The sequence below is a fragment of the Kitasatospora sp. NPDC001225 genome, from assembly GCF_053597855.1.
In genome coordinates, this window is the sequence record NZ_JBSFJC010000149.1 from 1 (window position 1) to 18,361 (window position 18,361).

Here is an 18,361-nt window from a genome sequence, read left to right on the forward strand (position 1 = left end):
GCGGTGGCCAGGTCGACCGCGGCCTCGACCCGCCCGCGGCGCGTCATCACGTTGAAGTCCACCACCGGGCCGGCCAGCAGCCGACAGTCGGTGGTACCGGGTGCCGGGTGGCCAGGGTGGTGGCCTCGGTGGGCCCGTAGCCGTTGACCACCTCGATGCCGGGGCAGGCCTCCCGCACCCGGGCGACGGCGGCCGGGGAGACCACGTCGCCGCCGGTCCACACCTCGCGGACCCCGGCGAGCAGGCCCGGGCGCTCCTCGGCGACCAGGCGGAACAGTCCGGCCGTGAGCCACAGTCCGGTCACCCCGTGCGCGGTGATGGTGTGCTGGAGCAGGTCGAGGTCGAGCTGCTCCGGCGGCGCCACGACGACCCGGCCGCCGTTGAGCAGCGGCACCCACAGCTCGTAGGTGGAGAGGTCGAAGGCCGTCGGGGAGTGCATCAGCACCCGCGCGTGTCCGCCGCCCCGCCACTCGGGGGTGAGCGCGAGGCCCACCACGTCGCGGTGGGTGACGGCCACGCCCTTCGGCCGGCCGGTCGAGCCGGAGGTGTACATGATGTACGCCAACTGCTCTGGCACACAGGGGACTTCGACGTCGGACGGATCGGCGGCCGCGGACCGCTCCAGTGCGGTGAGCACCTCCCGGGTGAGCACCAGGGCGGCCCCGCTCTCCCGCAGGATCAGGTCGACCCGGGAGGAGGGGAAGCGCGGGTCCAGCGGCACGTAGGCGCCGCCGGCCTTGATGATCGCCAGGATCGCCACGACCAGCTCCGCCGAGCGGTCCAGCATGACCGCGACCGGCGTCTCCGGCCGTACGCCCTGGCGGATCAGCGCCCGCGCCAGGCGGCCGGCCCGCTGGTCGAGCTGCGCGTAGGTCAGCTCGGTGCCGCCCGCGACGACCGCGACCGCCTCCGGGGTGGCCCGCACCTGGCGGGCGAACAGCTCCGGCACCGCGGCCCGGGGCAGCTCGGCCGCGACACCGGTGGACCCGGCGAGCAGTCGGCGGCGCTCCTCGGCGGGCATGATGTCGATCCGGCTGATCGGCCGGTCCGGGTCGGCGACCGCCGCGCGCAGCAGCCGGGCCAGGCGCTCGAACAGCAGCTCCACGGTGGGCGCGTCGAACAGGTCGGTGGCGTACTCCACCGCGCCGACCAGGCCGTCGGGGGCGCCGTCCGGGCCGAACCGCTCGGCCAGGCTGAAGGTCAGGTCGACCCGGGAGGTGCCGGTCGGCGCCGCCAGGTGGCCGGTCTCCAGCCCCGGCAGCGCGAACTCGCCGACCGGCGCGTTCTGCAGGGCCAGCATGATCTGGAACAGCGGGTGGTGGGCCAGCGACCGCGCGGGGTTGACCACCTCGACCAGGTACTCGAACGGCACGTCCTGGTGGTCGTACGCGCCGAGCGCCTTCTGTCGGACCCTGCCGAGCAGTTCGGCGAAGGACGGGTCGCCGCCGGTGTCGGTGCGCAGCACCAGGGTGTTGACGAAGAACCCGACCAGCTCGTCCAGCGCCTGGTCGGTCCGGCCGGCGATCGGGCTGCCGACCGGGATGTCCGTGCCGGCGCCGAGCCGGGTGAGCAGGGCCGCGAGTCCGGCCTGGAGCACCATGAACATGCTGGCGCCGCGCGCGGCGGCCAGGTCCCGCAGGGCCTGGTGCAGTTCGGCGTCGAGCCGGACCGCGACCCCGTCGCCGCGCTGGGAGGCCACCGGCGGCCGGGGCCGGTCGGCGGGCAGCTGAAGTTGCTGCGGGACGCCGGCCAGCTCCTCCTTCCAGTAGGCCAGTTGCCGGGCGAACAGGCTGTCCGGGTCGGCGGCGTCGCCGAGCAGGTCGCGCTGCCAGGCGCTGTAGTCGGCGTACTGCACCGGCAGTGGGGACCACTGCGGGGCCTCGCCGCGGCAGCGGGCCGCGTAGGCCGCGGCGAGGTCACCGGAGAGCGGGCCCATCGACCAACCGTCGGCGGCGATGTGGTGCACCACGACCAGCAGGGCGTGCCGGTCGGGGGCGAGGGCGTACAGCTCCGCCCGGACCGGCGGCTCCGCGGCCAGGTCGAAGCCGCACCCGGCCGTCTCCGCCAGGCGTCCGGCCAGGGCGCTCTCGTCGATCTCCACCACCGGCAGTGCGGGGCGCGCCTGCTCGGCGCTCAGCACGACCTGGTACGGCACGCCGTCCGTCTCACGGAACACCGTCCGCAGGCTCTCGTGCCGGGCCACCACGTCCGCGAGCGCGGCGTGCAGGGCCGGGCGGTCCAGCTCGCCGGTCAGGCTGAGTGCGAGCGGCATGTTGTAGGTGGCGCTCGGCCCGTCCATCCGGTGCAGGAACCAGAGACGGCGCTGGGCGAAGGAGAGCGGCACCCGGTCGGGGCGGGCCTGGGCGGTCAGTGCGGGCCGCGCCGCTCCGGAGCCGTCCAGGCGGGCGGCCAGCCCGGCCACGGTGGGCGTCTCGAACAGCGTCCGGACCTCCAGCTCCGCGCCGAGGGTCGCCCGGACCCGGGAGGCCAGTCGGGTCGCCAGCAGGGAGTGCCCGCCCAGGTCGAAGAAGCCGTCGTCGACGCCGACCTGTGCCAGGCCCAGCACCTCGGCGAACAGCTCGGCGAGGAGCTGCTCCTGCGGGGTGCGCGGCGCCCGTCCGACCGCGACCGGGCCGAGGTCGGGGGCGGGCAGCGCGCGGCGGTCGAGCTTGCCGTTGGCCGTCAGGGGCAGCGCCTCCAGCGCCACGAACGCCGAGGGGACCAGGTAGTCGGGCAGCCGGTCCCGCAGCCAGTCACGGAGTTCGCCCAGGAGGGCGCTGGTGCCCCGGTTGCCGGTCGGGCGGTTGGTCAGCGAGGACAGCTGCGCACCCGTGGCCCGCGCCGGCCGGTACGCCTCGACCGGGGAGCCGTGGAGCGCCCGGGGGTCGGTGAAGACGACGTCCACGGCGTCCCCCGCGGTGGCCGACCAGGTGACGGCCGTCGAGCGGCCGAACTCCGAGCCGAGGGCGTGGAAGTCCTCCGGGTCGGGCAGGTCGGCATCCTCGGGGGCATGCAGGCGTTCCAGCAGCTCGGCGAGCGAGCCGTCGCCGTCCTGCACCGCCCGGGCCAGTGCGGCCTCCCGCGTCACCCGGCGGTTCGGCACCCCGGTGATCCGCAGCGCTCCGAGGGGCGACTGGGCGAGCAGCTCGCGCAGTTCGGCCGGACCGGCGACCTGCCGGCCCCAGGCCAGTTCGAGGGACCGCTCCGGGGCCGCCGGGGTGACCGGCGGCTTGTGCAGCGTCACGTCGTAGCGGTAACGGGTCAGCTCGTTGTGGTGGCGGCCGCGCTTGACCTCGACGACCGCCGTGCCGATGTCCGTACCGTGCTCCCGCAGGGCGGTGAAGAAGTCCGGGTCGACCAGGAGCTCCTTCTCCACCCGCAGGGCCTGCTCCACCGTGCGGCGCACCGAAGTGAGGTCCGCACCTTCGCCGACCCGGTGGAGCTGGACGGCGGTGGCCAGCGGACGGAGCAGCCGCAGGTTGCGGACGTCGCCGACGAAGAGCGCGCCGCCGGGGGCCAGCAGCCCCATCAGCTTCCCGATCACGTCGGCGAGGTAGTCGGCGGACGGGAAGTACTGCACCACCGAGTTGATCACGATGGTGTCGAACTCCCCGGCCGGAAGCCCGTCGGTGTCGTGCGCCGGGCGGGTCTGCAGGACGACCCGGCCGGTCAGCTCCTCCTGCTGGGCGACCTGGGCGGCCAGCGCGTCGATCGCGGTGGCGGAGAAGTCGGTCGCGAAGTACGTCTCGCAGTGCGGTGCGACCTGCGAGAGCAGCAGACCGGTGCCGACGCCGACCTCCAGCACCCGGCGGGGGCGCAGGGCCAGGATGCGGGCCACCGTGGCGTCCCGCCACTCCCGCATCTGCTCGACCGGGATCGGGCTGGCGTCGTAACTGCTGTTCCAGCCCACGAAGTTCTGGCCGAAGCCGGCGTCCTCGGGAACGATCGGCAGGGCGTCGTAGATGTCCTGCCACTCACCCACGTGGTCCGCTTCCAGGGCGCTGTCGCGGGCCTCCTCCTGGCGGGGGACGACGTAGCCGACGAGCCGGTCGTCCTGGGCGAGGACGGCGGCCCGGGCGACGGCGGGGTGTGCGGCCAGGGCCGTCTCGACCTCGCCGGGCTCGACCCGGAAGCCGCGCACCTTCACCTGCTCGTCGGCGCGGCCGACGTACTCCAGCTGCCCGTCACCGAGCCAGCGGACCAGGTCGCCGGTGCGGTACATCCGGGCGCCCGGCTCGAACGGGCAGGCCACGAACCGGCCCGCCGTCAGCCCCGGGCGGTCCAGGTAGCCGCGGGCCAGACCCGCACCGGCGACGTAGAGCTCACCGGGCACGCCGGGCGGCACCGGCCGCAGCCGGTCGTCCAGCACGTACACCCGGGCGTTGGCGATCGGCCGGCCGATCGGCGGCACACCCGCTCCCGCCGTCAGCGGGTCGCTCATCGTCGCGCAGACCGTGGTCTCGGTCGGGCCGTACGCGTTGATCATCCGCCGGCCCGGCGCCCAGCGCGCCACCAGCTCCGGCGGGCACGCCTCCCCCGCCACCACCAGCGTCGACACCGCCACCGAGCCCTCCGGCACGGCCGCCAGGACGGACGGCGGCACGGTCACATGGGTGACCGCGAGGCCCGGGTCGGCCAGTGCGGCGACCGGGTCCCCCGCCGGGGGCAGCACCAGGGCCGCGCCGCGCAGCAGGGCGGTGTAGATCTCCGACACCGAGGCGTCGAAGCTCGGCGAGGCGAACTGCAGCACCCGGCTGCCGGGCTCGATCACGAACCGCTCGATCTGGGCGGCGACCAGGCTCGCGACACCGCCGTGGGGGACCACGACGCCCTTGGGACGGCCGGTCGAACCCGAGGTGTAGATCACGTACGCCGGGTGCCGGACGTCGAGAGCGACCTCCGGGTCGGTCTCCGGCCCGTCGCCCCCGACCACCATGGCGGGGTCGTCGACCAGCAGCGCCGGGCGGGCGTCCGCCAGCATGAAGTCGATCCGCGCCCGCGGGTACGCCGGATCCACCGGCAGGTACACCGCTCCGGCCTTCAGCACGCCCAGGACGGCGACCACGGCTTCCACCGAGCGCGGCAGCGCCACCGCCACCAGCTGCTCTGGCCCCACCCCCTGGGCGATCAGCGCGTGAGCGAACCGATTGGCCCGGGCGTTCAATTGACGGTACGTCAGCTCGACGTCGCCCCGGACGAGGGCCACCGCGTCCGGCGTCGCCGCCACCTGCGCCGCGAAGGCCTCCGGCACCGGAACCGCGGCCACCTCACGGGCGGTCGCGTTGCCGCGCTCCAGCAGCCGGTGCCGCTCCTCGCCGTCGAGGAGGTCGACCGCGCCGATCGACCGGTCCGGGTCGGCGGTGACGGCCTCCAGCAGGAGCGTCCAGCGCCGTACCAGGGCCTCGACCGTCGAGCGGTCGAACAGGTCGGTGGCGTACTCCGCCGCGCCGACGATCCCGGCCGGGCTCCCGTCCGGACCGAACTGCTCGACGAGGCTCACCCCGAGGTCGAACTTGGCCGTTCCGGTGGCCACCGCGTAGGTGGCCACCTCCAGGCCCGGCAGCGAGAACCGGCCCATCGGGGCGTTCTGCACGGCCAGGATGGTCTGGAACAGCGGGTGGTGCGACAGCGACCGGGACGGGTTCAACACCTCGACCAGGTGCTCGAACGGCACGTCCTGGTGCGCGTACGCCGACAGCGCCGCCTCCCGCACCCGCTCGAGCAGTTCGGTGAAGCTCGGATCGCCGCTGGTGTCCGTCCGCAGCACCAGGGTGTTCACGAAGAACCCGACCAGCTCGTCCAGCGCCTCGTCGGTCCGGCCCGCGATCGGCGAACCGATCGGGATGTCCGTGCCCGCGCCCAGCCGCGTGTACAGCGCCGCCAGCGCCGCCTGCAGCACCATGAACAGACTGGTGCCGGTGGTCCGCGCCAACTCGGTCAGCGCGGCGTGCAGTTCGGGGCTCAGCTCCAGGCCGACGTGGTCCCCGTGCCAGCCGGCGACGGCCGGCCGCGGCCGGTCGGCGGGCAGCTGGAGCAGCTCCGGCAGGTCGGACAGCTGGCGCTTCCAGTAGTCGAGCTGCTCGGCGAACCGGCTCTGCGGGTCGGCGGCGTCGCCGAGCAGGTCGCGCTGCCAGAGCGTGTAGTCGGCGTACTGCACCGGCAGGTCCGACCAGCCCGGCGCGCGGCCCGCGCTCCGGGCGGCGTACGCCTCGGCGAGGTCGCGGGCCAGCGGGCCGGTGGACCAGCCGTCACCGGCGATGTGGTGCATCACCAGCAACAGCACGTGCTCGTCCGGCGCGACCGCGAACAGCTCCGCCCGCAGCGGCGGCTCCGCCGCCAGGTCGAAGGGCCGCCGGGCGAACTCGGCGAGCCGGCCGTGCAGTTCGTCCTGCGGGACCTCGGTCAGCCCGGCCCGGGGCCGGGCCTCGGCCGGGTCCAGGACCCGCTGGCACGGGACGCCGTCCACCTCCGGGAACACCGTCCGCAGGCTCTCGTGCCGGGCCGCCACGTCGGCCAGCGCCTCGTCCAGCGCCGCCCGGTCGAGCGTCCCGGTCAGCTGGAGGGCCAGCGGGATGTGGTACGTCGCGGCCGCGCCGTCCATCCGGTGCAGGAACCAGAGCCGGCGCTGGGCGAAGGACAGCGGCACGGCCTGCGGCCGCTCCCGTACGGCCAGCGTCGGGCGGGCACTGCCCGCCTCGGCCAGCGCCCCCGCCAGACCCGCCACCGTGGACGTCTGGAACAGCGTGCGCAGCCCCAGCTCCACGCCGAGCACCGAGCGCACCCTGGCGGCCAGCCGGGTGGCGAGCAGGGAGTGCCCGCCGAGGTCGAAGAAGTCCTCGTCGACCCCGACCTGGGGCCGGCCCAGCACCTCGGCGAACAGCTCGCAGAGGATCTGCTCCTGCGGGGTGCGCGGCGCCCGGCCCGCCGCCGTGGGCACGGACTCGGGCGCGGGGAGCGCCGCCCGGTCCAGCTTCCCGTTCGGCGTCAGCGGCAGCGCCTCCAGCAGCACGAAGGCGGACGGCACCAGGTAGTCCGGCAGGCGCTCGCGCAGGTGCGCCGCCAGCTCCGCCGGACGGGCGGAAGCGCCGGGCCTCGGAACCACGTAGCCGACGAGGCGCTCGTCCCGGGCCAGGACCGTCGACTGCGCGACGGCGGGGTGCCCGGCCAGGGCCGCCTCGATCTCGCCGAGTTCGATCCGGAAGCCACGGACCTTCACCTGGTCATCGGCGCGGCCGACGTACTCCAGCTCACCGTCGGCGCGCCGAAGCACCAGGTCTCCGGTGCGGTACATCCGCTCCCCCGGCTCGAACGGGCAGGCCACGAACCGCCCAGCCGTCAGGCCCCGCCGGTCCAGGTAGCCCCGGGCCAGACCCGCACCGGCGACGTACAACTCCCCCTGCACACCCGGCGGCACCAAGCGCAGCCGGTCGTCCAGCACGTAGACCCGGAAGCCCGCGACCGCACGGCCGATCGGCGGTGCACCCGCTCCCGGCGCCAGCGGGTCGCTCATCGTCGCGCAGACCGTCGTCTCCGTCGGGCCGTACGCGTTGATCATCCGCCGGCCCGGCGCCCAGCGCGCCACCAGCTCCGGCGGGCACGCCTCACCCGCCACCACCAGGGTGCCGGCCGTGACCTCGGCACCGTCCACCGCCGCCAGGGCCGAAGGCGGCAGGGTCACATGGGTGACACCGAGCCGGCGGTCCGTCAGCGACTCCAGCGGGGCCTCGGCCGAGGCCAGGACGAGGGCGGCGCCGCTGAGCAGGGCGCTGCAGACGTCCCAGAACGACGCGTCGAAGCTGGGCGAGGCGAACTGCAGCACCCTGCTGCCCGGCCCGACGCCGAGGCGCTCGACCTGCGCCGCCGCCAGGCCCGCCACGCCACCGTGGCTGACCACAACGCCCTTGGGGCGGCCGGTCGAACCCGAGGTGTAGATCACGTACGCCGGGTGCCGGACGTCGAGCGCGACCTCCGGGTCGCTCTCCGGCCCGTCGCCCCCGACCACCATGGCGGCGTCGTCGACCACCAGCACCGGCCGGGCGTCCGCCAGCATGAAGTCGATCCGCGCCCGCGGGTACGCCGGATCCACCGGCAGGTACGCCGCTCCGGCCTTCAGCACGCCGAGGACCGCCACCACCGACTCCACCGAGCGCGGCAGCGCCACCGCCACCAGCCGCTCAGGGCCCACGCCCCGGGCGATCAGCGCGTGCGCGAACCGGTTCGCCCGGACGTCCAGCTCCCGGTACGTCAACTCGGCCTCGCCGCAGACCAGCGCGACCGCGTCCGGCTCTGCCGCCACCCGTGCCGCGAACAGCTCCGGCAGGCTCGCCCCGGTCGCCCCGCCCTCGACGGCGGGCAGCAGCTCGTGCCGCTCCTCGGCCGACAGCAGGTCGACCGAGCCGATCGGCTGCTCGGGTGCGGCGGCCACCGCGGTCAGCAGGCGGGTCCAGCGGGCGACCAGGGCCTCGACCGTCGAGCGGTCGAACAGGTCGGTGCTGTACTCGACCGCGCCGCTGAGCCCGGCCGGCGCGCCGTCGGGCCCGTGCTCCTCCGCGAACCCGAAGGTCAGGTCGAGCCGCGCGGTCCCGGTGAGGACGTTCACCCCGGAGACCCGGACGCCCGGCAGTTCGAAGTCGCCGCCCGGCGCGTTCTGGACGACCAGCCCGGTCTGGTACAGCGGGTGGTGGGAGAGCGAGCGGGACGGGTTCAGCGCCTCCACCAGGTGCTCGAAGGGCACGTCCTGGTGCGCGTACGCCGACAGCGCCGTCTCCCGCACCCGCCCGAGCAGTTCTGCGAAGCTCGGGTCTCCGCTGGTGTCCGTCCGCAGCACCAGGGTGTTGATGAAGAACCCGACCAGCTCGTCGAGCGCCTCGTCGGTCCGGCCCGCGATCGGCGAGCCGATCGGGATGTCCGTGCCCGCGCCGAGCCGCGTGTACAGCGCCGCCAGCGCGGCCTGCAGCACCATGAACAGGGTCGCACCCGAGCGTCGCGCCAACTCCACCAGTGCCGCGTGCAGTTCGGCGTCGAGCCTGACCTCCAGCAGGTCGCCGCCGTACGACATGGCGGCCGGGCGCGGCCGGTCCGCGGGCAGCGGGAGCTGCTCGGGCAGCCCGGCCAGCGCCTCCTTCCAGTAGGCGACCTGGCGGGCGAACAGGCTGTCGGCGTCGTGCTCGTCGCCGAGGATCTCGTGCTGCCACAGGGTGTAGTCGCCGTACGTCACCGGCAGCGGCGGCCAGTCCGGCGCCCCGCCGCCCTGGCGGGTGGTGTAGGCGGTGGCCAGGTCGCGGGCCAGCGGGCCCATCGACCAGCCGTCCCCGACGATGTGGTGCATGACCAGCATCAGCACGTGCTCGTCCGGCGCGACCGCGAACAGCTCGGCCCGCAGCGGCACTTCCGAGGTCAGGTCGAAGCCGCGCACCGCGGCCTCGCGCAGCAGCGCGGGCACCTCCGCCTCGCCGGCCGCGCGGACGGTCAGCGGGACGGCGGCCTCGGTGCTGTCCAGCACCCGCTGGAACGGGATTCCGGCGGTCTGCGGGAACACCGTGCGCAGGGTCTCGTGCCGGGCCACCACGTCCGCGAGCGCGGTGCTCAGCGCGGCCCGGTCGAGGCGGCCGGAGAGCCGCAGGGCCAGCGGCATGTGGTACGTGGCGCTGGGCGCCCCGAACTGCTGGAGGAACCAGAGCCGGCGCTGGGCGAAGGACAGCGGAAGCGGTTCCTCCCGGCGCGGCCTGGGCACCAGCGCCTGCCGCGCGGTGCCGGCGTCGTGCAGCCCGGCGGCCAGCCCAGCGGCTGTCGGGGTCCGGAACAGGCTGCGCAGCTCCAGCTCGACCCCGAGGGTCGCCCGGACCCGGGATACCAGCCGGGTGGCGAGCAGGGAGTGCCCGCCCAGCGCGAAGAAGTCCTCGTCGACCCCGACCCGGGCCAGGCCCAGCACCTCGGCGAACAGCTCGCACAGGATCTGCTCCTGCGGCGTGCGCGGCGCCCGGCCCGTCTCCCTGGCGGTGGCCTCGGGCGCGGGCAGCGCCGCCCGGTCCAGCTTCCCGTTCGGCGTCAGCGGCAGCACGTCGAGCAGCATGAACGCGGACGGCACCAGGTAGTCCGGCACCCGGCCGCGCAGGTACGCCGCCAGCTCCGCCGCGCTCGCCCCGCTCCCGGCCGACGGGACGACGTACGCGACGATCCGGTCCTCGCGGGCGAGCACCGCGACCTGGGCGACGCCCGGGTGGGCGGTCAGCTCGGCCTCGATCTCGCCCGGTTCGACCCGGAAGCCGCGGACCTTCACCTGGTGGTCCACCCGGCCGGCGAACTCCAGCTCCCCGTCGGCCCGCCAGCGCACCAGGTCGCCGGTGCGGTACATCCGGCTGCCCGCCGGACCGTACGGGTCGGCGACGAAGCGTCCGGCGGTGAGCCCGGGCCGGTTCAGGTAGCCCCGGGCCAGACCCGCCCCGGCCAGGTACAGCTCGCCCAGCACCCCGGGGGCGACCGGGCGCAGGGCCGAATCCAGCACATAGACGCGGCAGTTGGCGATCGGACGGCCGATCGGCACCGGCAGCGGGCAGTCCGCCGGGTCGGCCGGCAGCGGGTAGGCGGTGATCACATGGGTCTCGGCCGGGCCGTAGTGGTTGTGCAGCACCCGGCCGGGCCGACGGCCCTGGAAGCGGCGCACCGCACCGCTCAGGCGCATCGCCTCACCGGCCTGGGCGACCAGCCGCAGGTGCGGCAGCTCCAGCCCGGCCTCCTCGGCGGCCTCGGCGAGCGCCTCGACCACCAGGTTGGGCGCGAACAGCTCCTCGACCCCGTGCCGGTCCAGCCACTGGGCGAACAGCTCGGCGCTGCGGCGCTGCTCCTCCGTCGGCACCACCAGGGTCTTGCCGTACAGCAGCGCGGAGAGCATCTCCTGCACCGAGACGTCGAAGCTGATCGCGGTGAACTGCGCGGTGCGCGTGCCGGGTTCGCCGCCGACGGCCTCGTGGTGCCACTCCAGCAGGTTCAGCAGCCCGGCGGCGGGCATCACCACGGCCTTGGGCCGGCCGGTGGAGCCCGAGGTGTAGATGACGTAGGCCGGGTGCCGTGCGTCCACGGTGACGACGGGGTCGGTCTCCGGGTGGTCCCCGTCCGGTGTGACGGCCGCGAGGTCGTCGAGCACGACGGCCGGCCGGGCGTCCTCCAGCATGTACGCGATGCGGGCGGCCGGGTAGTCCGGGTCGACCGGCAGGTACGCCGCACCGGTCTTGAGGACGGCGAGGACGGCGACCACCAGCTCGGCCGAGCGCGGCAGCCGCAGGGCGACGGTCTGCTCCGGCCCGACGCCCCTCGCGATCAGCGCGTGCGCCAGCCGGTTGGCCCGGGCGTTCAGCTCGCCGTACGTGAGCACGGCCTCCTCGAACACCACGGCCGGGGCCTCCGGGGTCGCCCGGACCCGCGCCTCGAACAGGGCGGGCAGGGTCTCGACGGGCGCCGGGCGGGCGGTGTCGTTGCGGGCGACCAGCAGCTCGTGCCGCTCCTCGGCGGTGAGGACGTCGATCCGGCTCAGCGGCCGGTCCGGCTCGGCGACCACCGCCGCCAGCAGCCGCAGCCACCGGGCGAGCAGCGTCTCCACCGTGGCGGGGTCGAACAGGTCGGTGCTGTACTCGACCCGCCCGACGATGCCCTCGGCCGGCCCGCCGGTGCCGCCGTGCTCCAGCAGGTGGAAGCCGAGGTCGAACATCGCGGTGGGCGTGCGCACCAGGAGGATCTCGGAGTCCAGACCGTCCAGCGCGAACTCGGTACGGGGCACGTTCTGCAGCGCGAGCAGCACCTGGAAGAGCGGCTGGCGGGTGAGCGACCGGGCCGGGTTGAGGGCCTCGACGACGTGCTCGAAGGGCAGGTCCTGGTGGGCGTACGAGCCGAGCGCGCCCTCCCGGACCCGGCCGAGCAGCTCGGCGAAGGTCGGGTCGCCGCCGGTGTCGGTGCGCAGCACCAGGGTGTTGACGAAGAAGCCGACGAGGTCGTCCAGCGCCTGGTCGGTCCGGCCGGCGATCAGGCTGCCGACCGGGATGTCGGTGCCCGCGCCGAGCTTGTCCAGCAGCGAGGCCAGGGCGGCCTGCAGCACCATGTAGACGCTGGCGCCGTGCTCCCGGCCCAGCCGGACCAGTCCGGCGTGCAGTTCGGCGTCCAGTTCGACGTCGAGGTGGCCGCCGGCGTAGGACGGGGTCGCGGGGCGGTGGCGGTCGGCGGGGAGCCGGAGCTGCTCCGGCAGGCCGGCCAGTGTCCGCGTCCAGTGGTCCGCCTGGCGGGCGAACAGGCTGTCCGGGTCCGCCGCGTCGCCGAGCAGGTCGCGCTGCCAGAGCGTGTAGTCGGCGTACTGCACGGGCAGCGGCGCCCACCGCGGCTCCTCGCCCCGGCGGCGGGCCGCGTACGCGGTGGCCAGGTCGGCCGCCAGCGGGCCCAGCGACCAGCCGTCACCGGCGATGTGGTGCATCACCAGGAGCAGCACGTGCTCCTCCGCCGAGAGCTCGAACACCTCGGCGCGCAGCGGCGGTTCGGCCGCGAGGTCGAATCCGCGCGCCGCTGCCGCCGCCAGCCGTTCCGGCAGGGCCGGTTCGTCGACCGGGGTGACCGACAGCGTCGGGCGTGCCGCTCCGGCGGGCAGCACCTGCTGGTGCGGAACCCCGTCCACGGCCGGGAAGACGGTGCGCAGGGTCTCGTGCCGGGCACTGACGTCGCCCAGCGCCGCCTCCAGGGCCGCCAGGTCCAGCGGTCCCGAGAGCCGCCACGCGAGCGGCATGTTGTAGACGGAGTCGGCGCCCTCCAGCTGGCGCAGGAACCACAGCCTCCGCTGGGCGGACGACAGCGGCACCAGCGCGGGCCGCTCCACCCGTTCCAGGGCGAGCCGGGCCCGGCCGGCCCCGCCGAGGCCGGCGGCCAGCCCGGCCACCGTCGGCGTCTCGAAGAGGGCGCGCAGCTCCAGTTCCACCCCGAGGGCGGCCCGCGCCCGGGCGACCAGCCGGGTGGCGAGCAGGGAGTGCCCGCCGAGGTCGAAGAAGTCGTCGTCGGCCCCGACCTCGGCCACGCCCAGCACCTCGGCGAACAGCTCGGCGAGGACCTGCTCCTGCGGGGTGCGCGGCGCGCGGCCGGTCGTCGGCGCGGTGTGGACGGGTGCGGGCAGCGCGCGCCGGTCCAGCTTGCCGGTGGCGGTCAGCGGCAGGCTCCCCAGGGGCACGAAGGCGGTCGGGACCATGTACTCCGGCAGTCGCTCGCGCAGGTGCGCCCGCAGCTCCTCCGGCCGGAGTTCCGCCCCGGTGACGGCCACCGGGTAGGCGACCAGCCGCGCGTCCCCGGCCCGGTCCTCCCGGACGGTCACGGCGACCTGGGCGACCTGCGGGTGTTCCGCCAACGCCGCCTCGACCTCGCCGAGTTCGATCCGGAAGCCGCGCACCTTCACCTGGTCGTCGGTCCGGCCGAGGAACTCCAGGTTCCGGTCGGCGCCCCAGCGGACCAGGTCGCCGGTGCGGTACATGCGCGTGCCGCTCGGACCGAACGGGTCCGCCACGAAGCGGCCGGCGGTGAGGCCCGGCCGGTTCAGGTAGCCGCGGGCCAGGCCCGCCCCGGCGAGGTACAGCTCGCCCGCCACGCCCGCGGGCACCGGGCGCAGCGTGCCGTCGAGGACGTACAGCCGGAGGCCCCCGAGCGGCCGGCCGATCACCGGGCGCGGACTCGATCCCAGCGCTGCGACGACGGCGTCCACCGTACATTCGGACGGCCCGTAGTAGTTCAGGCAGGACACGCCCTCGACGGCCCGCAGCCGCTCCCACAGTCGGTCCGGAACGGCCTCCCCGCCCATCGAGACCACCGAGGGACGGCGCTCCGGGTCGTCCAGGAGTCCCCGGGCGACGAGCTCGTGCAGGTAGGACGGGGTGGCGTTGACGTAGTCCAGCCCGGCGCGCCTGACGTAGTCGACGAAGGCGTCCGGGTCGGACCAGGTCGCCTCGTCCAGGACGTGCAGTTCGTGGCCCGCGTACAGGCTGGACAGCTGGTCGCAGGAGGCGTCGAACGACACCGAGGTGGTCAGCCCGATGCGCAGCCGCTCCTTCGTCCCCCGGGGGAACAGCAGCGGACGCTGGCTGACGAAGAGGTTGAGCAGGCCGCCGTGGGTCGACAGCACGCCCTTGGGCCTGCCGGTGGAACCGGAGGTGTAGATCACGTAGGCCGGGTGCCCCGGGTCGATGGCGACCAGCGGGTCCGTCGCCGGGCAGTCGGCCACCAGGGCGGCCGTCGCCGGGTCGTCGAGCACCAGCCACCCGGCCGGACCGGCCTCCGGCAGCCCGTCCCGGGTCCGGGCGTCGGTCACCACCAGGACCGGGCCGGCGTCGTCCAGCATGTGCCCTATCCGCGCGGCCGGGTACTCGGGATCGACCGGGACGTAGGCCGCCCCGGTCCGCAGCACGGCGAGGATCGCCACGACCAGTTCGGCCGACCTCGGCAGGGCGACCGCCACCAGCCGCTCCGGCCCCGCGCCCCGGGCGATCAGGGCGTGCGCCAGCCGGTTCGCCCGCGCGTCCAGCTCCTCGTACGTCAGCGATCCGTCCCCGCTCACCAGCGCCACCTGGTCCGGCGTCGCCCGCACCTGCGCCCGGAACAGCTCCGGCACGCTCGCGGCCGGGAGCTCCACCTCCGGTCCGGTGCCCAGGGCCGCCAGGTCGCCGTGCTCCTCGGCGGAGAGCAGGCCGTACCGGCTGAGCCGCCGCCGCGGGTCGGCGACCACGGCGCGGAGCAGCCGCTCCAGGCGCCCGAACATCGTCTCGACGGTGGCCGGGTCGTAGAGGTCGCCGGCGTACTCGACGAGCCCGTCGATCCCCTCCGGGGAACCGTCCGGCGCCTGCCGCTCGGACAGGGTGAAGATCAGGTCGAGCTTGGCGGTGGTCGTCGTCAACGGCATGTCGTCGACGTGCAGCCCGGGCGGCGCGAAGTCGGCCCGGGGCGCGTTCTGCAGCACCAGCATGACCTGGAACAGCGGGTGGTGCGCCAGCGAGCGCACCGGGTTGAGGGCCTCGACCAGGTGCTCGAACGGCAGGTCCTGGTGGGCGTACCCGGCCAGCGAGGTGTCCCGGACCCGGTCCAGCAGTTCGGCGAAGGTCGGATCGCCCGAGGTGTCGGTGCGGAAGACCAGGGTGTTGACGAAGTAGCCGACCAGCTCGTCCAGCGCCTGGTCGGTCCGGCCGGCGACCGGGCTGCCGACCGGGATGTCGTCGCCCGCGCCGAGCTTGCCCAACAGCGCCGCCAGGCCGGCCTGGAGGACCATGAAGAGACTGGTGCCGTGCTCGCGGGCGAGCGCGCGCAGCGCACGGTGCAGTTCGGCGTCCAGTCCGGCGTGCACGAAGCCGCCCCGGTGCGAGGCGACGGCAGGGCGGGGCCGGTCGGCGGGCAGCTGGATCCGCTCCGGGAGGCCGGCCAACTGCCGCGTCCAGTAAGCCGCCTGGCGGGCGAACGGACTGTCCGGGTCGGTGGAGTCGCCGAGCAGCTCGTGCTGCCACAGGGTGTAGTCGGCGTACTGGACCGGCAGGCCCTCCCACCGCGGTGCCCCGCCGCGGCAGCGCGCCGCGTAGGCGGCGGTCAGGTCCTGCGTGAGCGGGCCCAGCGACCAGCCGTCACCCGCGATGTGGTGGAGCACCAGCTGGAACACGTGCTCGTCCGGCGCCAGTTCGAACAGCTCGACCCGCAGCGGCGCGTCGGCCGCCAGGTCGAACGGCCGGTCCTTCGCCGCCGCCATCAGGGTGGGCAGCCCGGCCTCCGTGGCTCGGCTCACGAGCAGCCGCGGGCGGGCCGCCACGACGTCCAGCACCCGCTGGTGCGGGACGCCGTCGACGGCCGGGAAGACGGTCCGCAGGCTCTCGTGCCGTCCGACCACGTCCGCGAGGGCGGCCTCCAGGGCCCGCCGGTCCAGCTCCCCGGACAGCCGCCAGGCCAGCGCGATGTGGTAGTTCGCGCCGGCGCCCTCCAGCTGGTGCAGGAACCAGAGCCGCCGCTGCGCGAAGGACAGCGGGACCGCCTCGGGGCGCTCGCGCCGCACCAGGGCGGTCTGCGCCGGTCCGGCCGCCACCAGGGCGGCGGCCAGGGCGGCCGGGGTCGGCGCCTCGAACAGGGTGCGCAGCGGCATCTCCACGCCGAGCGTCGCGCGGATCCGGGCGGCCAGGCGGGTGGCGAGCAGGGAGTGCCCGCCGAGGTCGAAGAAGCCGTCCTCGACGCCGGCCGACGCCACGCCCAGGACCTCGGCGAACAGCTCGCAGAGCACCTGCTCCTGCGGGGTGCGCGGGGCGCGGCCGGTGGTGGCCGGGGCGAGGTCGGGGGCGGGCAGGGCCCGGTGGTCCAGCTTGCCGTTGGCGGTCAGCGGCAGCGCGTCCAGCGCGACGAAGGCCGAGGGCACCATGTGCTCCGGCAGCCGCTCGGAGAGGTGCTCGCGCAGCTCGGCCGGGCGCGGTTCGGCGCCCGGGGCCGGCACCAGGTAGGCGACCAGCCGGGTGTCGTCGGCGCGGTCCTGCCGGGCGAGGACGGCGACCTGGGCGACGCCGGGGTGCGCGGCCAGCGCCGCCTCGATCTCGCCGAGTTCGATCCGGAAGCCGCGCACCTTCACCTGCTGGTCGGCCCGGCCGACGTAGCTCAGGCCGCCGTCGGCCGCGCGGCGCACCACGTCGCCGCTGCGGTACATCCGGCTGCCCGCCGGTCCGAACGGGTCCGCGACGAACCGTCCGGCGGTCAGGCCGGGCCGGTTCAGGTAGCCGCGCGCCAGGCCGGGGCCCGCGACGTACAGCTCGCCGGGCACGCCCGGGGCCACCGGCCGCAGGCCGTCGTCGAGCACGTACGTCCGCAGGTCCGGGAGGGCCGCGCCGATCCCGCCGGCGCCGGTGCCGGCGGGGTCGAGCGCGGCGTACGTGACGTGCACGGTGGTCTCGGTGATGCCGTACATGTTGACCAGCCGCGGCGCGTCCTCCGGGTGCCGCTCGTACCAGCTCGCCAGCCGGGCGTGCTCCAGCGCCTCGCCGCCGAACACCACGGTGCGCAGGGCGAGTTCACGCGGCTGCTCGGTGTCCGCCTGCATCAGCTGGTAGAAGGCGGACGGCGTCTGGTTGAGGACGGTCACCCGCTCGCGGACGAGGAGTTCCAGGAAGCGGCCGGGCGAGCGGCTGGTCTCGTGGTCCACGACCACGAGGCGGCCGCCGTGCAGCAGCGGGCCCCACAGCTCCCAGACGGAGAAGTCGAAGGCGTAGGAGTGGAAGAGCGTCCAGACGTCGTCGGCGGTGAAGCCGAACAGCTCCTCCGTCGTCCGGAACAGGCGCACCACGTTGCGGTGCGGGACCACGACGCCCTTGGGGTTGCCGGTGGAGCCGGAGGTGTGGATGACGTAGGCGGCGTGGCCGGGGTCGACGGCGACCCCCGGGTCGGTGTCCGGCCGCCCGTCCAGGTCGGCGGAGTCCAGCAGCAGCCGGTCCAGGTGGTCCGCCCCCGGCAGCTCGCCGACGGCGCTCGTGGTGACGAGCAGCGCGGGCCGGGTGTCCTGGAGCAGGTAGGAGATCCGGGCCGCCGGGTACGTCGGGTCCACCGGCACGTAGGCGCCGCCGGCCTTGAGCACCGCGAGGACGGCCACGACCAGCTCCGCCGAGCGCGGCAGGGCCAGGGCCACCAGCTGCTCCGGGCCCACGCCCCGCTCGATCAGCGCGTGCGCGAGCCGGTTGGCCCTGGCATTCAACTCGCCGTAGCAAAAGGTTGCTTCACCGTCCGTGAGGGCGACGGCGGCCGGGTCGATCCGGACCTGCCGCTCGAAGAGCGCGGTCAGGCTGCTGCCCGGCGCGTCCTCCTCCTCGGTACGGGCCGGGAGCAGCGCGCGGAGCTCGTCGGCGGACAGCACGTCCACCCGGCCGATCCGTCGGCCCGGGTCGGCGACGACGGCGCGCAGCAGCCGCAGCCACCGGTCGACGATGCCCGCCGCGGTGGCCTCGTCGAACAGGTCGGTGCTGTACTCCAGGACGCCCGAGAGGCCCTCGGGCTGCTCGGCCAGGATGAAGGTCAGGTCGCACTTGGCCGTCCCGGTGTGCACCAGGTCGGTCGTCACCCGCAGCCCGGGCAGGTCGAAGGCGTCGAGCGGCGCGTTCTGCAGGGCGAGCATGGTCTGGAACAGCGGGTGGTGCGCCAGGGTCCGGGTCGGGTTCAGCGCCTCCACCAGGTGCTCGAACGGCACGTCCTGGTGGGCGTACGCGGCCAGCGCGTCGGAGCGCACCCGGCCCAGCAGTTCGGTGAAGGACGGGTCGCCGGAGAGATCGGTGCGCAGCACCAGGGTGTTGACGAAGAAGCCGACCAGGTCGTCCAGGGCCTCGTCGGTGCGGCCGGCGAT

1 protein-coding gene is annotated in these 18,361 nt (G+C 75.2%); it reads right to left on the reverse strand.

Annotation, left to right across the window (positions count from 1 at the left end; genetic code table 11):
- Positions 1–46: 46 nt before the first annotated feature.
- Positions 47–18,361 (reverse strand): non-ribosomal peptide synthase/polyketide synthase (locus ACWDCZ_RS33365; RefSeq protein ID WP_449817793.1); only part of this gene is annotated, 18,315 nt, incomplete at its 5' end.